The sequence below is a fragment of the Maribacter arcticus genome (genome assembly GCF_900167935.1).
GTDB classification, from domain to species: Bacteria; Bacteroidota; Bacteroidia; order Flavobacteriales; family Flavobacteriaceae; genus Maribacter; species Maribacter arcticus.
Map to the genome: position 1 here is coordinate 34,128 of NZ_FUYL01000001.1, position 22,016 is coordinate 56,143.

A 22,016-nucleotide genomic window follows, 5' to 3' on the forward strand; every position below is an offset into this window, starting at 1 on the left:
AAATGGCAAGAGATTTAAGATATACAAGAAATATAGGTATTGCAGCGCATATAGATGCTGGTAAAACCACGACTACTGAACGTATCCTTTTTTATACGGGAGTTAGTCATAAAATAGGAGAAGTTCATGATGGTGCTGCCACTATGGACTGGATGGAGCAGGAGCAGGAAAGGGGTATTACAATTACTTCGGCTGCTACTACTTGTGAATGGAAATTCCCTAAAGAGAATGGTGAGCCAACTGCTGACGCAATGGATTATCATTTTAACATTATTGATACCCCAGGACACGTTGATTTTACTGTTGAGGTAAATCGTTCTTTACGTGTGTTGGATGGTTTAGTCTTTTTGTTTAGTGCTGTTGATGGTGTTGAACCACAATCTGAAACTAACTGGAGATTAGCTGATAACTATAAAGTTCCAAGAATTGGATTTGTGAACAAGATGGACCGTCAAGGTTCTAATTTCCTTATGGTTTGTAAGCAAGTTAAGGAAATGTTAGGTTCAAATGCAGTTCCAATTGTACTTCCAATCGGTGATGAATCTGATTTTAGAGGTATAGTAGATTTAGCAAAAAACAGAGCTATTGTATGGCATGAAGAGGGCTTCGGTGCAACTTTCGATGTTATCGATATTCCTGAGGATATGAAAGCAGAAGTTAAGGAGTATAGAGCTGCCTTAATTGAAGCTGTAGCTGAGTATGATGAGCAATTGATGGAAAAATTCTTCGAAGATGAAGATTCTATATCTGAAGATGAAGTTCATGCTGCTTTAAGGGCTGCTGTTATGGATCGTGCAATCATTCCAATGATTTGCGGTTCTTCATTTAAAAATAAAGGTGTTCAGTTTTTATTGGATGCTGTTTGTAGATATCTTCCATCTCCTATGGATAAGGAAGCTATTGAAGGTATAAACCCTGATACAGGTGCTGTTGAAAGACGTAAGCCTAGTGTAAAGGAGCCGTTTGCGGCCTTAGCTTTTAAAATCGCTACTGATCCATTTGTTGGTAGGTTAGCTTTCTTTAGAACATATTCTGGTCGTTTAGATGCGGGTTCATATATATTGAATAACCGTTCTGGAAAAAAAGAACGTATTTCACGTATTTATCAAATGCACTCTAATAAGCAAAATGCTATCGATTATATCGAAGCAGGGGATATTGGAGCGGCAGTAGGGTTCAAAGATATTAAGACTGGTGATACAATGTCTGATGAAAAGCATCCAATTGTTTTGGAAAGTATGAATTTTCCTGAACCAGTTATTGGTATTGCTGTTGAGCCTAAAACAAAAGCTGATGTAGATAAGTTAGGAATGGCTTTATCTAAATTGGCTGAAGAGGATCCAACTTTTCAGGTGAAAACTGATGAAGCTTCAGGTCAGACTATTATTTCTGGAATGGGCGAGTTGCACTTAGATATTATTGTAGATCGTTTAAGAAGAGAATTCAAGGTTGAAGTAAACCAAGGAGAGCCGCAAGTAGAATACAAAGAAGCATTAACGAAAACTGCAGCACATAGAGAGACTTATAAAAAGCAATCTGGTGGTCGTGGTAAATTTGGTGATATTGTATTTGAAATGGGTCCTGCGGATGAAGATTTTGAAGGAGAAGGACTTCAGTTTGTAGATCAAATTAAAGGTGGTCGTATTCCTAAAGAATTTATACCGTCGATTGAAAAAGGATTTAATGCAGCAATGCAAAATGGACCTTTGGCTGGTTATGAAATGGATACAATGAAAGTTGTTCTTAAGGATGGTTCTTTCCATGCTGTGGATTCTGATGCTATTTCTTTTGAATTGGCGGCAAAAATGGGTTACAAGGCTGCAGGTAAAGCTGCTGGTGCTGTAATTATGGAGCCAATAATGAAGTTAGAGGTTATTACCCCTGAGGAAAATATGGGTGATATCGTTGGAGATTTAAACAGAAGAAGAGGTACTATAGGCGATATGAGTGATAGAGCAGGTGCTAAAGTTGTAAAGGGAACTGTTCCTTTATCTGAAATGTTCGGATATGTAACATCGCTTAGAACCTTATCTTCGGGTCGTGCAACTTCAACAATGGAGTTTTCACATTATGCAGAAACTCCTTCTAATATATCGGAAGAAGTAATCAAAGCAGCAAAAGGAATAACAGCATAAAATTAGGACATGAGTCAGAAAATTAGAATAAAACTAAAATCTTACGATCATAATTTGGTAGATAAGTCTGCTGAGAAGATTGTGAAAACGGTAAAGACTACTGGTGCTGTAGTAACAGGGCCTATTCCATTACCAACACATAAAAAAATATTCACCGTTTTGCGTTCACCTCACGTGAACAAGAAATCTAGAGAACAGTTCCAATTAAGTTCTTATAAGAGATTATTGGATATTTACAGTTCTTCATCAAAAACTATTGATGCACTTATGAAGTTAGAGCTTCCAAGTGGTGTAGAAGTGGAGATTAAAGTGTAAGTTTGCCGTCTATCCCAGTTTTGGGTTAGGCTACATGTCCTAAGCTGCGTGCGAAGGAAAAATGGAAAAAATAATTTAGGGTTAAATTATTTTGACCCTATTTTTTTGTAAAAAATTTAATAAGTAATAATTAATATAAATAAGTATGTCTGGGTTAATAGGAAAGAAAATAGGCATGACTAGTATTTTTGACGAGAATGGAAAGAATATTCCATGTACCGTAATAGAAGCTGGTCCATGTGTAGTTACCCAAGTCAGAACCGAAGAGGTCGACGGGTATAGTGCCCTTCAACTTGGTTTCGATGACAAGGCAGAAAGTCGTGCTAATAAGGCTGAATTAGGCCATTTTAAAAAAGCAGGTGCTTCTCCTAAGAAAAAAGTCGTTGAGTTCCAAGATTTTGAAGGTGATTTTAAATTAGGTGACACTGTTGGTGTTGACGTTTTTGTTGAAGGTGAATTCGTAGATGTAATAGGTACATCTAAGGGTAAAGGTTTTCAAGGTGTTGTAAAACGTCACGGTTTTGCTGGAGTTGGTCAAGCGACTCATGGTCAGCATAACAGACTTAGGGCTCCAGGTTCTATTGGTGCTGCGTCATATCCTGCAAGAGTTTTTAAAGGTATGAAAATGGCTGGTAGAATGGGTACGGATCGTGTTACGGTTCAAAACCTAAAAGTTTTAAAAGTAGTTCCAGAAAAGAATCTTTTAGTAGTAAAAGGTTGTGTTCCGGGCCATAAGAATGCTTATGTAACTATACAAAGGTGGATGTAATGAAAATAGCAGTTTTAGATATTAAAGGAAAAGACACAGGTAGAAAGGCAAACCTTTCTGATGATGTTTTCGCTATAGAGCCTAATGATCACGCGGTTTATTTGGATGTTAAACAATATTTAGCACACCAAAGACAAGGAACGCATAAGGCAAAGGAAAGAGCCGAAATTGCAGGAAGTACTAGGAAGATTAAGAAACAAAAGGGTACTGGTACAGCAAGAGCTGGTAGTATTAAATCACCAATCTTTAGAGGTGGTGGTAGAATTTTTGGACCTAGACCTAAGGATTATACTCAAAAATTGAATAAGAATTTAAAGCGTTTGGCTAGAAAATCTGCCTTGTCTTTAAAGTCTAAAGAAAATGCAATTTTAGTAGTTGAAGACTTTGATTTTGACACTCCAAAAACAAAAGATTTTATTCAGGTTTTAAAGACTTTAGGTCTTGAAAACAAAAAATCTTTAATAGTGTTGGGTGATTCAAATAAAGGTGTATATTTGTCTTCGCGTAATTTTAAAGGGTCAGAAGTTATAACTAACTCAGAATTAAGTACTTACAAAATACTTAATGCTAATAGTGTAGTGTTGTTAGAAGGCTCTTTAGAAGGAATCGAATCGAATTTAAATAAACAATAATATCATGAGTGTGTTGATAAAGCCAATTATAACGGAGAAAATGACTGCTGATAGCGAGTTGAACAACCGTTATGGTTTCGTAGTTAACCCTAAGGCAAATAAATTGCAAATTAAAGATGCGATTGAAGCTACTTATGGTGTTTCAGTAAAGAAGGTTCGTACTATGAATTACGGACCCACTAGAAAATCCAGATTTACAAAAACTGGAGTTCAACATGGTAAGACAAATGCTATTAAAAAAGCAATTGTTGATGTTGTAGAAGGTGATATTATCGATTTTTACAGTAATCTATAAAGACAAGAAATGTCAGTTAGAAAATTAAAACCAATCACTCCAGGACAGCGTTTTAGAGTAGTAAATGGATTTGACGCCATTACTGCTGATAAGCCGGAGAAGAGCTTGCTTGCTCCGTTAAAAAAGTCCGGAGGTAGAAACAGTCAAGGAAAAATGACAATTCGCCAAAAAGGTGGAGGTCATAAGAGAAGGTATCGTGTAATAGATTTTAAGAGAGATAAGCAAGATGTACTGGCTTCTGTAAAATCTATTGAGTATGATCCAAACAGAACAGCTTTTATAGCTCTTTTAGAGTATGCTGATGGTGAGAAGCGATATGTTATTGCTCAAAACGGACTACAAGTTGATCAACAGATCTCTTCTGGTAATTCTGTAGCTCCTGAAATAGGAAATGCATTACCGTTAAATGAAATACCTTTAGGTACAATAATATCATGTATTGAGTTAAGACCAGGTCAAGGTGCTGTAATGGCAAGAAGTGCTGGTACGTTTGCTCAACTTATGGCTAAGGACGGTAAGTTTGTTACTGTTAAAATGCCATCTGGTGAAACAAGATTAATTCTTTCTGGTTGTATGGCTACTATAGGTGCCGTGTCTAACTCGGATCATCAATTATTGGTGTCTGGTAAGGCTGGTAGAAGTAGATGGTTGGGTAGAAGACCAAGAACTAGACCGGTAGCAATGAACCCTGTCGATCACCCAATGGGTGGTGGTGAAGGTAGAGCTTCTGGAGGTCATCCAAGATCGAGAAACGGAATACCTGCTAAAGGATTCAGAACTCGTTCTAAGACCAAGAGCACCAATAAGTATATAATAGAACGTAGAAAGAAATAAAAAAGTAGAAAGAAATGGCACGTTCACTAAAAAAAGGACCATACGTTCACTATAGCTTGGAGAAAAAAATCCAACAAAGTGTTTCATCCGGTAAGAAGTCGGTAATCAAAACTTGGTCAAGAGCTTCTATGATAACTCCTGATTTTGTTGGGATGACTATAGCGGTTCATAACGGAAAACAATTTGTACCTGTTTTTGTAACAGAAAACATGGTAGGACATAAACTTGGGGAATTTTCACCAACTAGATCTTTTAGAGGTCACGTCGGTGCAAAAAACAAAGGAAAAAAGTAAGCTATGGGAGTTCGTAAAAAACAGATGGCCGAAAGAATAAAGGCTGAAAAGAAGATGGTGGCTTTCGCTAAGTTGAATAACTGCCCTACTTCACCAAGAAAAATGCGCCTTGTAGCTGACTTGATTAGAGGTGTAAAGGTAGAAAATGCTTTGGCAATATTGAGGTTCAATCCTAAGGAGGCTTCAAGGAAATTGGAAAAGTTATTATTATCTGCTTTGGCTAACTGGCAAGCTAAAAATGAAGATGCAAATTTAGAAGATGCAGATTTAGTGGTAGCTGAAATTAGAGTTGATGGTGGTGCAATGTTGAAAAGATTGCGTCCTGCTCCACAAGGTAGAGCGCATAGAATTAGAAAACGTTCAAACCATGTAACATTGGTTTTAGGGTCTAAAAATATAACAGAAAACTAGAATGGGACAGAAAACAAATCCAATAGGAAATCGTCTAGGAATCATTAGAGGTTGGGAGTCTAACTGGTATGGTGGAAATGATTATGGTGATAAATTGGCTGAGGATGATAAAATACGTAAGTATATTCATGCCAGACTTTCTAAAGCTAGTGTTTCTAGAGTTATAATAGAACGTACCCTTAAATTAATAACTATTACTGTAACTACTGCTAGACCTGGTATTATTATCGGTAAAGGTGGTCAAGAGGTTGACAAGTTAAAAGAGGAATTGAAGAAAATCACCAATAAGGAGGTTCAAATCAATATTTTCGAAATAAAAAGACCAGAATTAGATGCAAATCTAGTAGCGGCAAGTGTTGCTCGTCAGATAGAAAGTAGAATTTCTTTTAGAAGAGCAATAAAAATGGCAATCGCAGCAGCAATGCGTATGAATGCTGAAGGTATTAAAATTCAAATTTCTGGAAGATTGAATGGTGCTGAAATGGCTCGTTCTGAATCTTATAAAGATGGTAGAATTCCATTATCGACCTTTAGGGCTGATATTGATTATGCCTTACAGGAAGCTCAAACTACATATGGTAAACTTGGTATTAAAGTTTGGATTATGAAAGGTGAGGTTTACGGTAAAAGAGATTTATCTCCATTAGTAGGAATGCAAAAAAGTGATTCCTCTAAAGGTGGTAAGCAAGAAGGTGGAAGAAAACAACGTCGTAGAAAGTAATTTTTTAAAGAACTAAAGTAATGTTACAACCGAAAAGAACGAAGTTCCGTAAGATGCAGAAAGGCCGTATGAAAGGTCTAGCTGGAAGAGGACACCAACTTTCAAATGGTATGTTCGGTATAAAGAATGTTGATGGTGCTACATTTTTGACTTCACGCCAAATTGAAGCTGCTCGTATTGCTGCTACAAGGTTTATGAAGAGGGAAGGTCAATTGTGGATCAAAATATTTCCGGATAAGCCGATAACCAAAAAGCCTTTAGAGGTACGTATGGGTAAAGGTAAGGGTGCACCTGAATATTTTGTTGCTGTGGTTAAGCCAGGTAGAATTATGTTCGAAGTGGCTGGAGTTCCAATGGAGGTAGCAAAAGAAGCTTTAAGATTAGCGGCGCAAAAACTTCCTGTTAAAACAAAATTTATTGTAGCTCGAGATTACGAGGTAGCAAATTAAACGTAAGTAACAATGAAAAAACAAGAGATTAAAGAAATGTCTGTAGAAGGACTTACGGAGAAATTGGCCGAGTATAAGAAGCAACATGGAGATTTGAAAATGGCACATTTTGTAACTCCGTTAGAAAATCCGCTTCAGATAAGAAAAGTAAGGAGAACAGTGGCAAGATTAGCTACTGAATTAACTAATAGGGAAAACCAATAATTGGTTGTGCTTTATGGAAAAAAGAAACTTAAGAAAAGAGAGAGTAGGAGTAGTCACTAGTGATAAAATGGAGAAATCTATTGTTGTTGCTGAAGTGAAAAGAGTAAAGCATCCTATGTACGGTAAATTCGTTTTGAAGACAAAGAAATATGTTGCACATGACGAAAAAAATGACTGCAATATTGGTGATACAGTAAAAATCATGGAGACTCGTCCTATGAGTAAAACCAAATGTTGGAGATTAGTAGAAATCTTAGAAAGAGCTAAATAAGTTATGTTACAGCAAGAATCTAGATTAAAGGTTGCGGATAACACAGGAGCAAAGGAAGTTTTAACTATCCGTGTTCTTGGTGGTACTAAAAGAAGATATGCGTCGATTGGTGACAAAATTGTTGTTACTGTTAAAGAAGCAACTCCTAACGGAGGTATCAAAAAAGGAGCTGTATCAACTGCGGTTGTAGTTCGCACTAAAAAAGAGGTAAGAAGACCTGATGGGTCTTATATCAGATTTGACGATAACGCTTGTGTATTGTTGAACCCTGCAGGAGAAATGAGAGGTACGCGTGTTTTTGGACCTGTTGCAAGAGAGCTTAGAGATAAGCAATTCATGAAGATTGTATCATTGGCCCCAGAGGTATTATAATATAACTGACAAGATGAAAAAGTTAAAGATTAAAACAGGAGATACGGTAAGAATTATCGCTGGTGACCATAAAGGTACTGAAGGTAAGATTATGCGTGTGAATCTTGAGAAAAATAAAGCTATTGTTGAGGGAGCCAATATGGTATCTAAGCATGAGAAACCAAGTGCTAAAAATCCTCAAGGTGGTATTGTAAAAAAAGAAGCTTTAATCCATATTTCTAACTTAGCTCTAATCGACGGTAAATCTGGAGATGTTACTAGAGTGGGTTATGATGTAAAGGATGGTAAAAAAGTTAGGGTTTCCAAAAAATCCAATGAAGTAATTTAGTTATGGCATACGTTACAAGATTAAAGAAAGAGTATAAGGAGCGAATAGTAGCTGCCCTTAGCGAAGAGTTTGGTTACAGTAATGTAATGCAGGTTCCTAAGTTAGAGAAAATAGTAATGAGTAGAGGAGTAGGTGCTGCTGTTGCTGACAAAAAGCTTATTGACCATGCATTAGATGAAATGACAATGATTACAGGTCAAAAGGCGGTTGCTACACTGTCTAAAAAAGATGTTGCTGCCTTTAAGTTAAGAAAAGGTATGCCAATCGGTGCAAAAGTTACACTTAGAGGTGAACGTATGTACGAATTTTTAGATCGTTTGGTTACTTCTGCTTTACCTCGTGTGCGTGATTTTCAAGGTATTAAAGCTACTGGTTTTGATGGACGTGGAAATTATAATTTGGGTGTAACAGAGCAAATTATCTTCCCTGAAGTTAATATTGATAAAATCAATAGAATTAACGGAATGGATATTACTTTTGTAACCTCGGCAGAAACTGACAAGGAAGCAAAATCTTTATTAACTGAATTAGGATTACCTTTTAAAAAGAATTAGTATGGCTAAGGAATCAATGAAAGCCCGTGAGAGAAAAAGGGAAAGAACTGTAGCAATTTATGCTGAAAGGAGAAAGGCTTTGAAAGAAGCTGGAGACTATGAAGCTTTACAGAGATTGCCTAAAAATGCCTCACCGGTAAGATTACACAATAGATGTAAATTAACTGGTAGGCCGAAAGGTTACATGAGAACTTTTGGTATCTCTAGGGTTACTTTTAGAGAAATGGCAAATGCGGGGTTAATACCTGGTGTTAGAAAAGCTAGTTGGTAAAAAATTGAATTATTAATGGTTTCAGGTTTAGCATTAAAGTTAAAAACCGTCACCGAATTATATATAAATGGTAACAGATACTATAGCAGATTACCTAACGAGAGTTAGAAACGCAAGTAGCGCTGGGCACAGGGTCGTTGAAATTCCCGCGTCTAATCTAAAAAAGGAAATAACTAAAATATTATTCGATCAAGGATATATCTTAAGTTATAAATTTGAGGACAATAAGATTCAAGGAGCTATCAAGATAGCTTTGAAATATGACAAACTTACTAAAGAGCCTGTCATTAAAAAAATACAGCGTATAAGTAAGCCTGGTCTTAGAAAATATGCTGGTAGTGAAGATTTACCACGTGTATTGAATGGTTTGGGTATTGCGATTGTTTCTACATCTCATGGTGTTATGACAAGTAAGCAAGCAAAGTTGGAAAATGTTGGTGGTGAAGTTTTGTGCTACGTTTATTAATTGATTAAAGATTTAGAAGATGTCTAGAATAGGTAATAATCCAATCGCAATTCCTGAAGGAGTTACAGTTGAAATCAATGATAATATCATTTCTGTAAAAGGAAAGTTAGGGGAGTTGACTCAAGAGTTTTCTGGTGTGGCGATTAAAATTGAAGATGAGCAGGCTTGGGTAACAAGACCATCTGATTCTAAAGAGCATAAAGCAAAACACGGTTTATACAGATCTCTTATTGTAAACATGGTAGAAGGTGTTTCAAAAGGATGGACTAAAGAATTGGAATTAGTTGGTGTAGGTTATAGAGCTAGTAATCAAGGTCAAAAACTTGATTTAGCCTTAGGTTTTTCTCATAATATTGTTTTGAATTTAGCCTCTGAGGTTAAAGTTGAGACTATTTCTGAAAAAGGTAAGAATCCTGTAATTAAGCTTACGTCTCATGACAAACAATTAGTTGGTCAGATTGCTGCAAAAATTAGAGCGTTCCGTAGACCTGAACCTTACAAAGGAAAAGGTATTAAGTTTGTAGGTGAAATATTAAGAAGAAAAGCTGGTAAATCAGCTTAATATAAGTGTATTATGGGATTAACAAAGACACAACGAAAAATTAGAATCCGACGTAGAATCCGTAAGGTTTCTTCTGGAACTGCAGCTAGACCTAGGTTATCTGTTTTCAGAAGTAATAGTGAAATATACGCGCAAGTAATAGATGACGTTAATGGAGTTACTTTAGTATCTGCTTCTTCAAGAGATAAGGATATTGCAAAAGTAAAGGGAAATAAAACAGAGATTGCTGCTTTGGTTGGTAAAACGATTGCTGAAAAATCTGTAAAAGCAGGTTTGGATAAAGTTGCTTTTGATAGAGGTGGTAATTTGTATCATGGAAGAGTGAAATCTTTAGCAGATGGTGCAAGAGAAGCAGGATTAAAATTCTAATAAACTAGTATGTTCCAAAAATATAAAAACGTAGAAACTGTTAAACCTGGCGGTTTAGATTTAAAAGATAAATTAGTTGGCATTCAACGTGTAACTAAGGTAACAAAAGGTGGTAGAGCATTTGGTTTTTCTGCTATTGTTGTTGTTGGTGATGAAAACGGCGTTGTAGGTCATGGTTTAGGTAAGTCTAAAGAGGTTGCTACTGCAATTGCTAAGGCTATTGAAGATGGTAAAAAGAATTTAGTTCGTATTCCCTTGAATAAAGGTACTTTGCCACACGAGCAAAAAGGTAAATTTGGTGGTGCAAGGGTTTATATTCAACCTGCATCTCATGGTACCGGTGTTATTGCTGGTGGTGCTGTTAGATCGGTATTGGAATCAGTTGGAGTACATGATGTACTTTCTAAATCTCAAGGTTCATCAAATCCACATAATGTTGTTAAAGCTACTTTTGATGCCTTATTGCAACTTAGGGATGCGAAGACAATTGCAACACAAAGAGGTGTTTCTTTAGAAAAAGTATTTAAAGGCTAAGCGTAGAATTATGGCAAAGATTAAAGTAAAACAATTAAAAAGTGGAATTAAGAAACCTCAAAACCAGAAAAGGACTTTAGAGGCACTTGGTTTAAAAAGAATAGGACAGGTTGTTGAACATGATGATACACCTAATATTCTTGGAATGATAAATAAAGTTAAACATTTAGTTTCCACAGAGGAGGCTTAAAGATAGAATAGAATGGGTTTACATAATCTACAGCCTGCAGAGGGTTCAGTGAATAGAGACGGAAAACGTCTGGGAAGAGGTCAAGGTTCTGGTAAAGGTGGTACAGCTGCAAGAGGTCATAAAGGGGCAAAGTCAAGATCTGGTTATTCTAAGAAAATTGGTTTCGAAGGTGGTCAAATGCCTTTGCAACGTCGTGTGCCTAAGTTTGGTTTTACAAACATTAGTCGTAAAGATTATCAAGGTATCAATTTAGAAAAATTGCAAGAACTTGTTGATAATAAAATTATTACCAATGAAGTTTCTTTAGATATCTTAATTGAAAACGGATTAGTTGGTAAAAATGATTTAGTGAAAATTTTAGGAAATGGTGAATTGAAGTCTCCACTAAAAATTTCAGTACATAAATTTACAGTTTCTGCCAAAGCAGCTATAGAGGCAGCAGGTGGTGAAGCAATAAGTTTGTAAGCATAAACGAGAGCATGAAGAATTTTATTGATACAATATCCAATATTTGGAAGATAGAAGAGCTAAGAAATAGAATTCTTATTACATTGGGTCTTTTGTTAGTTTATCGTTTTGGTTGTCAAATCGTACTACCAGGTATTGATTCGACGCAATTGGGTGGATTGACAGATAGTACTGATCAAGGAATTTTTGGTCTTTTAAATGCATTTACAGGAGGAGCGTTTGCTAATGCTTCTGTTTTTGCTTTGGGTATTATGCCATATATATCTGCATCTATTGTTGTGCAGTTGATGGGTATTGCAATACCATATCTTCAAAAGCTACAAAAAGAAGGTGAAAGTGGACGTAAGACAATAAATCAAATTACTAGATGGTTAACCATTGGTATTTGTATCGTTCAAGCCCCTGCTTATTTGTACGGTTTAGAAGCTTTTGGTGTTAGAGATAGTGCATTTTTACTAGGTAAAGGATTGGACTTTATGGTTCCTGCTGTTATTATATTGGTGACAGGTACCGTATTCGCAATGTGGTTAGGAGAAAAAATAACTGATAAAGGTATTGGTAACGGTATTTCTTTATTAATTATGATAGGTATTATTGCTACAATGCCACAATCTTTTGTTCAAGAATTTATTTCTAGAACAACTGATAATAATGGAGGGTTAATGTTCATATTAATTGAGGTCATTGTTTGGTTCTTGGTAATATTAGCTTGTATTCTTTTAGTAATGGCTACTAGGCAAATTCCTGTACAGTACGCTCGACGTACGGCTTCTGGTGGATATGAAAAGAACATAATGGGTTCTAGACAGTATATTCCTTTAAAGTTAAATGCTTCGGGAGTTATGCCAATAATATTTGCTCAAGCAATTATGTTTGTTCCGGGTATGATAGGTGGGGCTTTTGATGATACTGCTTTTGGACAGTGGATGCAAGTACAGTTTAGTGATATATTCGGTTGGGCTTATAATTTATTATTTGCGATACTAATTATAATCTTTACTTACTTTTATACTGCAATCACGGTTCCTACCAATAAAATGGCAGATGACTTAAAAAGAAGTGGTGGTTTTATACCAGGAATACGTCCTGGGAAAGAAACTGGAGATTATTTAGATAAGATTATGTCTTTAATAACGTTACCTGGATCAATTTTCTTAGCTTTGCTGGCTATTTTACCAGCGATTGTAGTTAAGTTGATGGATGTTCAAGCAGGTTGGGCATTATTTTATGGTGGAACATCACTATTAATTATGGTAGGTGTCGCCATCGATACGGTACAACAAGTAAATTCATATTTGTTGAATAGACATTATGATGGTTTGATGAAAACCGGTAAAAATAGAAAAGTAGCATAATTTATGGCTAAGCAGGCAGCAATAGAACAAGATGGATCTATCATAGAAGCATTGTCAAATGCAATGTTTCGGGTAGAATTGGAGAATGGTCATGTAGTAACAGCGCATATTTCAGGTAAGATGCGTATGCACTATATTAAGTTATTACCTGGTGATAAGGTTAAATTGGAAATGAGTCCGTATGACCTTACGAAAGCAAGAATTACATATAGATACTAAGATACAAGATGAAAGTAAGAGCATCAGTTAAGAAGAGAAGCGCCGACTGCAAGATTGTTCGCAGAAAAGGCAGGTTGTACGTAATCAACAAAAAGAATCCTAGATTTAAACAAAGACAAGGGTAATTATGGCAAGAATCGCAGGTATTGATATACCAAAACAAAAGAGAGGCGTGATCGCCTTAACCTATATTTTTGGAATTGGCAGAAGTAGGTCACAAGAAATTTTGAGCAAAGCCCAAGTTAGTGAAGATACTAAGGTTTCTGATTGGAATGATGATGAAATAGGACGTATCAGAGAGGCTGTTTCAACTTTCGTAATCGAAGGTGAATTACGTTCTGAAACTCAGTTGAACATTAAACGTTTAATGGATATTGGCTGTTATAGAGGTATTCGTCATAGATCAGGTTTGCCTTTAAGAGGTCAACGTACTAAAAACAACTCTAGAACTAGAAAAGGAAAGCGTAAAACAGTTGCTAACAAGAAGAAAGCAACTAAATAATAATTAGGTATGGCAAAGGCAAATACTAAAGTTACCAAGAAACGTAAAGTTATAGTTGACTCAGTTGGCGAAGCTCACATTAGTGCTTCTTTCAACAACATCATTATTTCTTTGACAAACAAAAAAGGAGATGTGATTTCTTGGTCATCTGCTGGTAAGTTAGGTTTTAGAGGATCTAAGAAGAATACACCTTATGCTGCTCAAGTAGCCGCAGAAGACTGTTCTAAAGTTGCACATGAAGCAGGTTTAAGAAAAGTTAAGGTATATGTAAAAGGACCTGGGAATGGTAGAGAATCTGCAATAAGATCTTTACATAATGCGGGTATTGAAGTAACAGAAATAATTGATGTTACTCCTATGCCTCATAACGGTTGTAGGCCTCCTAAAAGAAGAAGAGTTTAATTAATTACTAATATATTTCACCGAAAGTGTAGTTACGATTATCGAAGGATAAGCCTTAATTCATAATCTCACTTTCAAATTTAAAGAAAATGGCAAGATATACAGGACCAAAATCAAAGATTGCTCGTAAATTTGGCGAAGCAATATTCGGAGACGATAAGTCATTCGAAAAGAAAAATTACCCTCCAGGACAACACGGAAACAACAGAAGAAGAGGTAAAAAATCTGAATACTCTGTTCAATTAATGGAGAAGCAAAAGGCTAAATATACTTATGGTATTTTAGAAAAGCAATTCAGAAACTTATTCGCAACTGCGAAAAGAAAAGAAGGTGTTGCAGGTGAAATCTTACTTCAGCTTTGTGAATCTCGTTTAGATAACGTTGTTTATAGAATGGGTATTTCTCCTACAAGAAGTGGAGCTAGACAATTAGTATCTCATAGACACATAACGGTAAATGGCGAGTTGGTGAACATCCCTTCTTATTCATTAAAAGCTGGTGATGTTGTTGGAGTTAGAGAAAAATCAAAATCACTTCAAAGTATACAAGATTCATTAACAGCAAGTAGTGCTGTATATGAATGGATTTCTTGGAATAGTGAAAAGAAGGAAGGAACTTATGTTTCTTTTCCTGAAAGATTACAGATTCCTGAAAATATCAAAGAACAATTAATCGTGGAGTTATACTCTAAATAAACAACACCGATCCAATTATGGCATTATTTAATTTTCAGAAACCCGATAAAGTAATAATGATCGATTCCTCTGATTTTGAAGGGAAGTTCGAATTTCGCCCTTTGGAACCTGGTTATGGATTAACTGTTGGGAATGCATTAAGACGTGTATTGCTTTCTTCATTAGAAGGGCATGCTATTACGTCCGTTAGGATAGATAAGGTAGAGCACGAATTTTCTGTGATTTCTGGCGTTGTAGAAGATGTAACAGAGATTATCTTGAACTTGAAACAAGTTCGTTTCAAGAAGCAAATTGAAGACTCTGAAGCAGAAGTTGTTTCTATTTCTGTAAGTGGTAAAGATCAATTAACTGCTGGTGATTTTCAGAAATTCATTTCTGGTTACCAAGTTTTAAATCCTGATTTAGTAATATGCAATATGGATGCTAAAGTTAGTATCAATATGGAGATTACTATTGAAAAGGGTAGAGGTTATGTACCTGCAGAAGAAAATAAGAAATCAGGTACTCCGTTAGGTACGATAGCTATTGATTCTATTTTCACACCTATTAAGAATGTGAAATATAGTATTGAAAACTTTCGTGTAGAGCAAAAAACTGATTACGAAAAATTGATTTTTGAAATTTCTTCAGATGGTTCTATTCATCCTAAAGATGCTTTAACTGAAGCAGCTAAAGTATTAATTCATCATTTTATGCTTTTCTCTGATGAGCGTATTACCTTAGAAGCAGATGAAATAGCTCAGACAGAGACATACGATGAGGAGTCTTTACATATGAGACAATTACTAAAAACTAAATTAGTAGATATGGACCTTTCTGTTCGTGCTCTTAACTGTTTAAAAGCAGCTGAAGTTGATACTTTGGGTGATTTAGTTTCTTTTAATAAGAATGACTTAATGAAGTTTAGAAACTTCGGTAAAAAATCATTAACTGAACTTGAAGAACTTGTAATTAACAAGGGATTAAGTTTCGGAATGGATTTGTCAAAATATAAATTAGATAAAGATTAAATAATCATATTTTGCTCCTCGTTCTATCGAGTTTGGTAGCAAGATGATAAAATTGTAAAATGAGACACGGTAAAAAAATTAATCATTTAGGTAGAAAGACTGCGCATAGAAAGGCAATGCTAGCTAACATGGCTTGTTCTTTAATTGAGCACAAAAGAATTAACACTACTGTTGCTAAAGCAAAAGCTTTAAAGCAATTTATTGAGCCATTGATTACTAAATCAAAAGCTGAAAATAATGTAAGTGCTGATAAAGGAACGCACAATAGACGTATAGTTTTTAAGAACCTACGTGATAAATATGCGGTAACTGAATTATTCAGTGTAGTATCTGAAAAAGTTGCTGATAGACCAGGTGGTTATACTAGAATTATCAAATTAGGTAATCGTTTAGGTGATAACGCTGATATGGCAATGATTGAATTGGTTGATTTCAACGAATTATACAATGCTGGTAAGCCGAAGAAAAAATCAACTAGACGTAGTAGAAGATCAGGTGGTAGTGAGGCTGAATCTGTTTCTGCAGAGAAAGAGGTGAAGGAAGCTAAAGTTGTTAAGGAATCGAAACCTGAAACTGAAGCTCAAACTGATAATGATGTAAAGGCAGATGATTCTAAGGAATAAATTGTCAATAAATAATTATAATCAAAAAGGATAAGCTTTCTAGCTTATCCTTTTTTTATGTTTTTTTGTGAACGAATAAATTTTTAGACTAAAATGAAATATCAAGCAAAGAGAAGAGCTTTAATATTACTAGCTGATGGTACAATTTTTCATGGTAAATCTGTAGGAGACAAAGAAGGAACTGCTTTTGGTGAAGTTTGTTTTAATACAGGTATGACTGGTTATCAAGAAATATTTACGGATCCTTCTTATTTTGGACAAATTATGGTGACTACTAATGCGCATATTGGTAATTATGGAGTAAATAAAGAAGAGGTAGAGTCTGATTCAATTAAAATTTCAGGTTTAGTTTGCAGAAATTTTAGTTACGAATATTCTAGACCTTTAGCTGATGATAGTTTACAGAATTTTTTAAATGAGAATAATCTTTTTGCTATTTCTGATGTTGATACTAGGGCATTAGTTAGTTATATAAGAGATAACGGTGCAATGAATGCTGTAATTTCTACTGATGTCGATAATATAGATGCTTTAAAGAAACAATTAAGTGATGTGCCTAGTATGGAAGGTCTTGAGTTGGCTTCTAAAGTTTCTACGAAAGAAGCTTATTTTGTTGGCGATGAAAATGCTACCTATAAAATTGCAGCCTTAGATATTGGTATCAAGAAGAATATTTTACGAAATCTAGTAAAAAGAGGTGCTTACGTGAAAGTGTTTCCTTACAATAGTAGTTTTGAAGACATGTCATCGTGGAATGCTGATGCGTTCTTTATATCTAATGGACCTGGGGATCCAGAACCTTTGGTTGACGCGATTGCTGCTGTAAAGAAAATGATTCAAACAGATAAACCTTTATTCGGTATCTGTTTAGGTCATCAAGTATTGGCTTTAGCGAATGGTGTGTCAACTTATAAAATGCATAATGGGCATAGAGGAATTAATCATCCTATATTAAACCTATTAACTGGTAAGGGAGAAATAACCTCTCAAAATCACGGTTTTGCTATTAATAGGGAAGAAACTGAGGCTAATGACAATTTAGAAATTACTCATGTTCATCTAAATGACAAAACAGTTGCGGGAATTCGAATGAAGAATAAAGATGTATTTTCTGTTCAATATCACCCAGAAGCCAGTCCAGGGCCGCATGATGCAGATTATCTTTTCGATGATTTTTTCAAATTAATTGAGAAAAGTGCTAAACGTAACGAAATAGTTTAAATAAATAGTAATTAATTGGGAAATGTAAGTGCTAAACAAACATGGAGAAACCATGGTTTTGTATCTTTACTGCCTAATTTAACAACCAATAAAAACAATATAAATGAGTATCATATTAAATGTTCACGCAAGGCAAATACTAGATTCAAGGGGAAATCCAACAGTTGAAGTAGATGTAGTTACTGAAAATGGAATTATGGGAAGAGCAGCGGTTCCTTCTGGAGCTTCTACTGGTGAACATGAAGCTGTTGAACTTCGTGATGGAGGAAAGGCTTTCATGGGCAAAGGTGTAAGTAAAGCTGTTAATAATGTTAATAATATTATAGCTGAAGAGATTTTAGGAATGAATGTGTTTGACCAAAATCTTTTAGATCAAACTATGATTGATTTAGACGGTACTCCAAATAAATCTAAATTAGGTGCAAATGCAATTCTTGGGGTTTCTTTAGCTGCTGCAAAGGCTGCTGCAAATGAATTAGGACTTTCTCTTTTTAGATATGTTGGTGGTGTTAGTGCTAATACACTTCCAGTACCTATGATGAACATAATTAATGGTGGTTCTCACTCAGACGCGCCTATTGCTTTTCAAGAGTTTATGGTAATGCCTGTTAAAGCTAAAAGCTTTTCTCATGCAATGCAGATGGGTACAGAGATTTTTCACCATTTAAAAAAGGTATTACATGACCGCGGTCTTAGTACGGCTGTAGGTGATGAAGGTGGTTTTGCTCCTAATTTAGCTGGTGGTACCGAAGATGCTTTGGAGACAATAGCTATAGCAGTAAAAAATGCTGGGTATTCTTTGGGTGATGATGTAATGATTGCATTAGATTGTGCTGCGGCCGAGTTCTATGTAAATGGAAAATATGATTACACTAAGTTTGAAGGAGATAAAGGTGTGATTAGAACATCTGAAGAACAAGCTCAATATTTGGCTGATTTAAGTGCTAAATATCCTATCATCTCTATTGAGGACGGTATGGATGAAAATGATTGGGACGGATGGAAATCATTAACAGATAAAATTGGCGATAAAGTTCAATTGGTAGGTGATGATTTGTTTGTTACAAATGTTGAGCGTTTAGCTACAGGTATAGAAAAAGGTATTGCTAATTCAATTTTGATTAAAGTAAATCAAATTGGAACCTTGACTGAAACTATTGCGGCAGTGAATATGGCTAAAAATGCTGGGTATACTTGTGTTATGTCTCACCGTTCAGGAGAAACAGAGGATAATACTATTGCAGATTTAGCGGTAGCTTTAAATACTGGTCAGATTAAGACAGGTTCTGCCTCAAGATCAGATCGTATGGCAAAATATAATCAACTACTTCGTATTGAAGAGGAATTAGGAAGTACAGCTTACTATCCTCAGGAAAAAGCCTTTAAAATAGGGTAGTTTTCTTAAAATTTAATTGATTTAAGCCTTTCTTTTTGGAAAGGCTTTTTTTTTTGGCGTAATCCAAAACTTTAACTACCTTTTGAGAATAATCCAATAATAACCTCCCTTTGTTAGCGTATGAATAATTTTCTTTTTGTTTCAGCTGAGAATGATGCCATTCCAGATTGTAAGGCTGGTGGAATGGGTGATGTAGTTAGAGATGTACCAAGAGAGATTTCGAAAAGAGGTGATAAATCTCATGTAGTTGTACCTGCATATTCAAGATTGCATAAAAATGGAATTTTTAAGACCAAACTAGAGTTTAGTCTTAGAGGTATGCCATATACTGCAGAATTATATGAGGTAATACCAAAGAAGGTCGATCCGAATATAACTCATTATGTTATTCATCATCCCGAAATTCTTGAAGGTGGAATAGCACATATATATCACGATGATCCAACCGAGCCTTTTTATAATGATTTTATCAAATTTATAATTTTTTGTGCGGCTACTGCGGAGGCTATAAAAATTGGTGCGTTTGGAGATTTAGATATCATACATATGCATGATTGGCATGCCGCTGCTCTGCTGTTTATAAAAAAGTATCATCCAGAGTACAAAGATTTGAAAAAAATGAGATACGTATATAGTATCCATAATTTAGCAATTCAGGGTATACGGCCTTTTTATAATAATCATGCTTCTGTTAATAATTGGTTTCCTGAAATACAACTAGACCATAAGGCATTAATGGATTATCGTTATCAAGATTGTATAAATCTAATGGCAGTAGGTATAAGATTGGCAGATGCTGTTCATACCGTATCACCTTCATATAAAGAAGATGTTCTTTTGCCAAGTAGAAGGCCAGAGTTTATAGGTGGCGAAAGCTTAGAAATTGATTTGCAGAAGGCTGATAATGAAGGCAGGCTTTTTGGTATCCTAAATGCGAGTAATTATGGTAATATACGAGTAGCAGAAAAGGGATTGTTATATCGCAATACGGTAAAGGCCCTATTTAGATGGCTACAAGACACATCAAAAAAATATAAAGCCGATTTTTTAGCCCATACTGGTGAGAAAATCATGCAGTATGTGGGTAATAGGCCAAAATTTATAGTTTCTAGCGTAGCTCGTTTAACCGAACAAAAATTTTATTTTTTAAAGCGCTCTCCCGAAGCTTTTGAGAAAATGCTTGCTCGTTTAAATGAAATTGAAGGTATTTTTATGTTGTTAGGAACAGGTGATCCTGATTACGAAGAATTTTTTCGTGAAATGAGTTACAAGCATAAGAATTTTGTGTTCACTAATGGGCAATCTGAAGACTTGATAGATTCAATGTATTTGGAGACCGATTTGTATTTTATGCCAAGTTTATTTGAGCCTTGTGGTATTAGTCAAATGTTGGCTATGAGAAATGGAAATCCATGTTTGGTTCATCATACAGGGGGGCTTAAAGATACTGTAGAGCATATGAAAACTGGTTTTGCATTTGCAGGTGAAACTTACGACGAGCAAATTAAAAATATGGTAACGAGTTTTGATGAAGCTTTGACCATTTGGGAAAAGGATAAACCCACTTGGAAAAAAATTCAGGCGAATGCTAAAAAGGCTCGTTTTACTTGGGATAAATCTTTGGATGAATACTATAAATCATTATATCTGTTGTAAGTTATGTAGTTGATAGAAGTTATTGTTAATTTTAGCCCAAACAGAATGTTGTAATTGTTAAAACGAACCTGTTTTGCTAACTTTACGAGAAGTATTTAAAACGTAAAAATTAAAAATGTCAGATAAAGCTATTTTAGAATATAATGGTGAAAAATATGAGTTTCCTGTAATAAAGGGAACCGAAGATGAACTTGCAATTGATATTAAATCGTTGCGTTCAGTTACCAAAGGAATTATTACAATAGATCCGGGTTTCAAGAATACGGGTTCTTGTGAAAGTGCCATTACATTCTTAGATGGTGAGAAAGGAATATTACGATATAGAGGGTATTCTATTGAAGAGCTAGCTGAAAAAGCTGATTTTTTAGAAGTAGCATATTTGTTGATTTTTGGAGAACTTCCCAATAAGGAACAATTAGAAGCTTTTCATGTAGATATAAAAAATGAATCTCACGTTGATGAGGAAATGAAAAAGATTTTGGATGCTTTTCCAAAATCGGCACATCCAATGGGAGTCCTGTCTTCTTTGACCAGTGCACTTATAGCCTTTAATCCAATTTCTGTAAACGTTACATCAAATGATGAAATGTACGGGGCTATTGTACGGATACTCGCTAAATTCCCTGTTTTGGTTGCCTGGACGCTGCGTAAGAAAAAAGGTTTGCCATTAGATTATGGAGATGATAGCTTAGGATATGTAGAGAACATTCATAAAATGATGTTCAAGAAGCCTACCCAAGAATATAAAAGGAATAAAATTGTAATCGATGCTCTAGATAAGTTATTGATTTTACACGCAGATCATGAGCAAAATTGCTCTACCTCAACCGTACGTATCGTAGGTTCTTCCCATGCAGGACTATTTGCATCACTTTCAGCAGGTATTTCGGCATTATGGGGTCCATTGCACGGTGGAGCGAATCAAGCCGTATTGGAAATGTTGGAAGCGATTCAAAAGGATGGTGGTGATACTAAAAAATATATGGCCAAAGCTAAGGATAAGAACGATCCTTTTAGATTAATGGGCTTTGGGCATAGAGTATATAAAAATTTTGACCCTAGGGCCAAAATCATCAAACAGGCAGCTGAAGAAGTTTTAGCAGATTTGGGGATTGAAGATCCTATTTTGGAAATCGCTAAAGGCTTAGCTAAAGAGGCATTGGAAGATCAGTATTTTGTAGACCGTAAATTATATCCGAATGTTGATTTTTATTCTGGAATTATTTATAGAGCTTTAAGTATTCCTACCGAAATGTTTACTGTTATGTTTGCATTAGGTAGATTGCCAGGTTGGATAGCGCAATGGAGAGAAATGAGATTGAACGGTGAGCCTATCGGAAGACCAAGACAAGTATATATCGGAGAAAAATTAAGATCTTTTGTCGAACTTGACAAGAGGTAGATTGCTACCGTTAATAAAAAAACAAGAAGCTCTTTTAATTTTTAAAGGAGCTTTTTTTTGTGCTATTTTTTAATCATATTTAAAAAGAATAC

Annotated in this window: 34 protein-coding genes; all 34 read left to right on the plus strand. The window is 35.3% G+C overall.

From position 1 onward, the window contains the following. Positions 1-2: 2 nt before the first annotated feature. The 34 genes from fusA to B5X55_RS00310 all read left to right on the plus strand — a co-directional run bounded on the left by fusA (position 3) and on the right by B5X55_RS00310 (position 21,924). On the plus strand, positions 3-2,135 hold the full coding sequence (gene fusA, locus B5X55_RS00145) for an elongation factor G (RefSeq protein WP_079510384.1): 2,133 nt from the start codon (positions 3-5) through the stop codon (positions 2,133-2,135). A 9-nt stretch (positions 2,136-2,144) separates the two neighbouring features. Then, positions 2,145-2,450 (plus strand): 30S ribosomal protein S10, encoded by a 306-nt coding sequence (rpsJ, locus tag B5X55_RS00150; RefSeq protein ID WP_007094989.1) that lies wholly within the window; start codon positions 2,145-2,147, stop codon positions 2,448-2,450. Positions 2,451-2,595: 145 nt separating this feature from the next. Continuing rightward, a complete protein-coding gene (gene rplC / locus B5X55_RS00155) occupies positions 2,596-3,219 on the plus strand; it encodes a 50S ribosomal protein L3 (RefSeq protein WP_079510385.1) in 624 nt (207 codons plus the stop codon). Further along, entirely contained in the window at positions 3,219-3,851 is a 633-nt protein-coding gene (gene rplD / locus B5X55_RS00160; protein WP_079510386.1) for a 50S ribosomal protein L4, read from the plus strand. Before rplC ends, rplD begins: the two co-directional genes overlap by 1 nt. Before the next feature lie 4 nt (positions 3,852-3,855). Beyond that, positions 3,856-4,146, plus strand: coding sequence for a 50S ribosomal protein L23 (gene rplW / locus B5X55_RS00165; RefSeq protein ID WP_079510387.1), 291 nt, complete (start codon positions 3,856-3,858; stop codon positions 4,144-4,146). 9 nt (positions 4,147-4,155) lie between these two features. Beyond that, positions 4,156-4,980: a 50S ribosomal protein L2 gene (rplB, locus tag B5X55_RS00170; protein ID WP_079510388.1), complete on the plus strand. Its 825-nt coding sequence runs from the start codon at positions 4,156-4,158 to the stop codon at positions 4,978-4,980. Positions 4,981-4,994: 14 nt separating this feature from the next. Further along, positions 4,995-5,273 (plus strand): 30S ribosomal protein S19, encoded by a 279-nt coding sequence (gene rpsS / locus B5X55_RS00175; RefSeq protein ID WP_068483643.1) that lies wholly within the window; start codon positions 4,995-4,997, stop codon positions 5,271-5,273. A gap of 3 nt (positions 5,274-5,276) precedes the next feature. Further along, positions 5,277-5,684 (plus strand): 50S ribosomal protein L22, encoded by a 408-nt coding sequence (gene rplV / locus B5X55_RS00180; protein WP_079510389.1) that lies wholly within the window; start codon positions 5,277-5,279, stop codon positions 5,682-5,684. 1 nt (position 5,685) lies between these two features. Beyond that, the gene (rpsC, locus tag B5X55_RS00185) at positions 5,686-6,405 is read left to right on the plus strand and encodes a 30S ribosomal protein S3 (RefSeq protein WP_079510390.1); all 720 of its coding nucleotides are present in this window, start codon (positions 5,686-5,688) and stop codon (positions 6,403-6,405) included. Positions 6,406-6,425: 20 nt separating this feature from the next. Further along, complete coding sequence (gene rplP / locus B5X55_RS00190) at positions 6,426-6,854, plus strand: 50S ribosomal protein L16 (RefSeq protein ID WP_079510391.1); 429 nt, start codon at positions 6,426-6,428, stop codon at positions 6,852-6,854. Between the two features lie 12 nt (positions 6,855-6,866). Further along, positions 6,867-7,058 (plus strand): 50S ribosomal protein L29, encoded by a 192-nt coding sequence (rpmC, locus tag B5X55_RS00195; protein WP_079510392.1) that lies wholly within the window; start codon positions 6,867-6,869, stop codon positions 7,056-7,058. Positions 7,059-7,071: 13 nt separating this feature from the next. Further along, on the plus strand, positions 7,072-7,329 hold the full coding sequence (gene rpsQ, locus B5X55_RS00200) for a 30S ribosomal protein S17 (protein WP_079510393.1): 258 nt from the start codon (positions 7,072-7,074) through the stop codon (positions 7,327-7,329). Positions 7,330-7,332: 3 nt separating this feature from the next. Further along, positions 7,333-7,701: a 50S ribosomal protein L14 gene (rplN, locus tag B5X55_RS00205; protein WP_027064819.1), complete on the plus strand. Its 369-nt coding sequence runs from the start codon at positions 7,333-7,335 to the stop codon at positions 7,699-7,701. A 13-nt stretch (positions 7,702-7,714) separates the two neighbouring features. Then, positions 7,715-8,029, plus strand: a complete 315-nt coding sequence (rplX, locus tag B5X55_RS00210; protein WP_079510394.1) for a 50S ribosomal protein L24 — start codon at positions 7,715-7,717, stop codon at positions 8,027-8,029. 2 nt (positions 8,030-8,031) lie between these two features. After that, positions 8,032-8,583 (plus strand): 50S ribosomal protein L5, encoded by a 552-nt coding sequence (gene rplE, locus B5X55_RS00215; RefSeq protein WP_079510395.1) that lies wholly within the window; start codon positions 8,032-8,034, stop codon positions 8,581-8,583. A gap of 1 nt (position 8,584) precedes the next feature. Continuing rightward, positions 8,585-8,854: a 30S ribosomal protein S14 gene (gene rpsN / locus B5X55_RS00220; protein ID WP_079510396.1), complete on the plus strand. Its 270-nt coding sequence runs from the start codon at positions 8,585-8,587 to the stop codon at positions 8,852-8,854. A 67-nt stretch (positions 8,855-8,921) separates the two neighbouring features. Further along, the gene (gene rpsH, locus B5X55_RS00225) at positions 8,922-9,320 is read left to right on the plus strand and encodes a 30S ribosomal protein S8 (RefSeq protein ID WP_079510397.1); all 399 of its coding nucleotides are present in this window, start codon (positions 8,922-8,924) and stop codon (positions 9,318-9,320) included. A gap of 19 nt (positions 9,321-9,339) precedes the next feature. Then, positions 9,340-9,882 carry a 50S ribosomal protein L6 gene (gene rplF / locus B5X55_RS00230; protein ID WP_079510398.1) on the plus strand — a complete coding sequence of 181 codons (543 nt, stop codon included), beginning with the start codon at positions 9,340-9,342 and terminating at the stop codon, positions 9,880-9,882. Positions 9,883-9,894: 12 nt separating this feature from the next. Further along, positions 9,895-10,251 carry a 50S ribosomal protein L18 gene (gene rplR, locus B5X55_RS00235; protein ID WP_079510399.1) on the plus strand — a complete coding sequence of 119 codons (357 nt, stop codon included), beginning with the start codon at positions 9,895-9,897 and terminating at the stop codon, positions 10,249-10,251. Positions 10,252-10,260: 9 nt separating this feature from the next. Beyond that, positions 10,261-10,785 (plus strand): 30S ribosomal protein S5, encoded by a 525-nt coding sequence (gene rpsE / locus B5X55_RS00240; protein ID WP_058103817.1) that lies wholly within the window; start codon positions 10,261-10,263, stop codon positions 10,783-10,785. Between the two features lie 10 nt (positions 10,786-10,795). Then, positions 10,796-10,975: a 50S ribosomal protein L30 gene (gene rpmD / locus B5X55_RS00245; protein ID WP_079510400.1), complete on the plus strand. Its 180-nt coding sequence runs from the start codon at positions 10,796-10,798 to the stop codon at positions 10,973-10,975. A gap of 12 nt (positions 10,976-10,987) precedes the next feature. After that, entirely contained in the window at positions 10,988-11,440 is a 453-nt protein-coding gene (gene rplO / locus B5X55_RS00250; protein WP_079510401.1) for a 50S ribosomal protein L15, read from the plus strand. Between the two features lie 14 nt (positions 11,441-11,454). Then, on the plus strand, positions 11,455-12,798 hold the full coding sequence (secY, locus tag B5X55_RS00255; RefSeq protein ID WP_073242618.1) for a preprotein translocase subunit SecY: 1,344 nt from the start codon (positions 11,455-11,457) through the stop codon (positions 12,796-12,798). A gap of 3 nt (positions 12,799-12,801) precedes the next feature. Continuing rightward, on the plus strand, positions 12,802-13,017 hold the full coding sequence (infA, locus tag B5X55_RS00260) for a translation initiation factor IF-1 (RefSeq protein ID WP_013305172.1): 216 nt from the start codon (positions 12,802-12,804) through the stop codon (positions 13,015-13,017). A gap of 8 nt (positions 13,018-13,025) precedes the next feature. Further along, positions 13,026-13,142: a type B 50S ribosomal protein L36 gene (gene ykgO, locus B5X55_RS00265; RefSeq protein ID WP_013305171.1), complete on the plus strand. Its 117-nt coding sequence runs from the start codon at positions 13,026-13,028 to the stop codon at positions 13,140-13,142. Between the two features lie 2 nt (positions 13,143-13,144). Further along, positions 13,145-13,519: a 30S ribosomal protein S13 gene (rpsM, locus tag B5X55_RS00270; RefSeq protein WP_079510402.1), complete on the plus strand. Its 375-nt coding sequence runs from the start codon at positions 13,145-13,147 to the stop codon at positions 13,517-13,519. A 9-nt stretch (positions 13,520-13,528) separates the two neighbouring features. Then, positions 13,529-13,921, plus strand: a complete 393-nt coding sequence (gene rpsK, locus B5X55_RS00275; protein ID WP_036152169.1) for a 30S ribosomal protein S11 — start codon at positions 13,529-13,531, stop codon at positions 13,919-13,921. A gap of 89 nt (positions 13,922-14,010) precedes the next feature. Continuing rightward, a complete protein-coding gene (gene rpsD / locus B5X55_RS00280; RefSeq protein WP_079510403.1) occupies positions 14,011-14,616 on the plus strand; it encodes a 30S ribosomal protein S4 in 606 nt (201 codons plus the stop codon). 17 nt (positions 14,617-14,633) lie between these two features. After that, entirely contained in the window at positions 14,634-15,626 is a 993-nt protein-coding gene (locus B5X55_RS00285) for a DNA-directed RNA polymerase subunit alpha (RefSeq protein ID WP_079510404.1), read from the plus strand. Positions 15,627-15,685: 59 nt separating this feature from the next. Further along, positions 15,686-16,249, plus strand: a complete 564-nt coding sequence (rplQ, locus tag B5X55_RS00290; protein WP_079510405.1) for a 50S ribosomal protein L17 — start codon at positions 15,686-15,688, stop codon at positions 16,247-16,249. Between the two features lie 93 nt (positions 16,250-16,342). Continuing rightward, the gene (gene carA / locus B5X55_RS00295) at positions 16,343-17,470 is read left to right on the plus strand and encodes a glutamine-hydrolyzing carbamoyl-phosphate synthase small subunit (RefSeq protein ID WP_079510406.1); all 1,128 of its coding nucleotides are present in this window, start codon (positions 16,343-16,345) and stop codon (positions 17,468-17,470) included. A gap of 103 nt (positions 17,471-17,573) precedes the next feature. Beyond that, complete coding sequence (eno, locus tag B5X55_RS00300; RefSeq protein ID WP_079510407.1) at positions 17,574-18,866, plus strand: phosphopyruvate hydratase; 1,293 nt, start codon at positions 17,574-17,576, stop codon at positions 18,864-18,866. A gap of 120 nt (positions 18,867-18,986) precedes the next feature. After that, on the plus strand, positions 18,987-20,522 hold the full coding sequence (locus B5X55_RS00305; protein ID WP_079510408.1) for a glycogen synthase: 1,536 nt from the start codon (positions 18,987-18,989) through the stop codon (positions 20,520-20,522). A 115-nt stretch (positions 20,523-20,637) separates the two neighbouring features. Further along, complete coding sequence (locus B5X55_RS00310) at positions 20,638-21,924, plus strand: citrate synthase (protein WP_079510409.1); 1,287 nt, start codon at positions 20,638-20,640, stop codon at positions 21,922-21,924. The last annotated feature ends 92 nt before the right edge of the window (positions 21,925-22,016 follow it).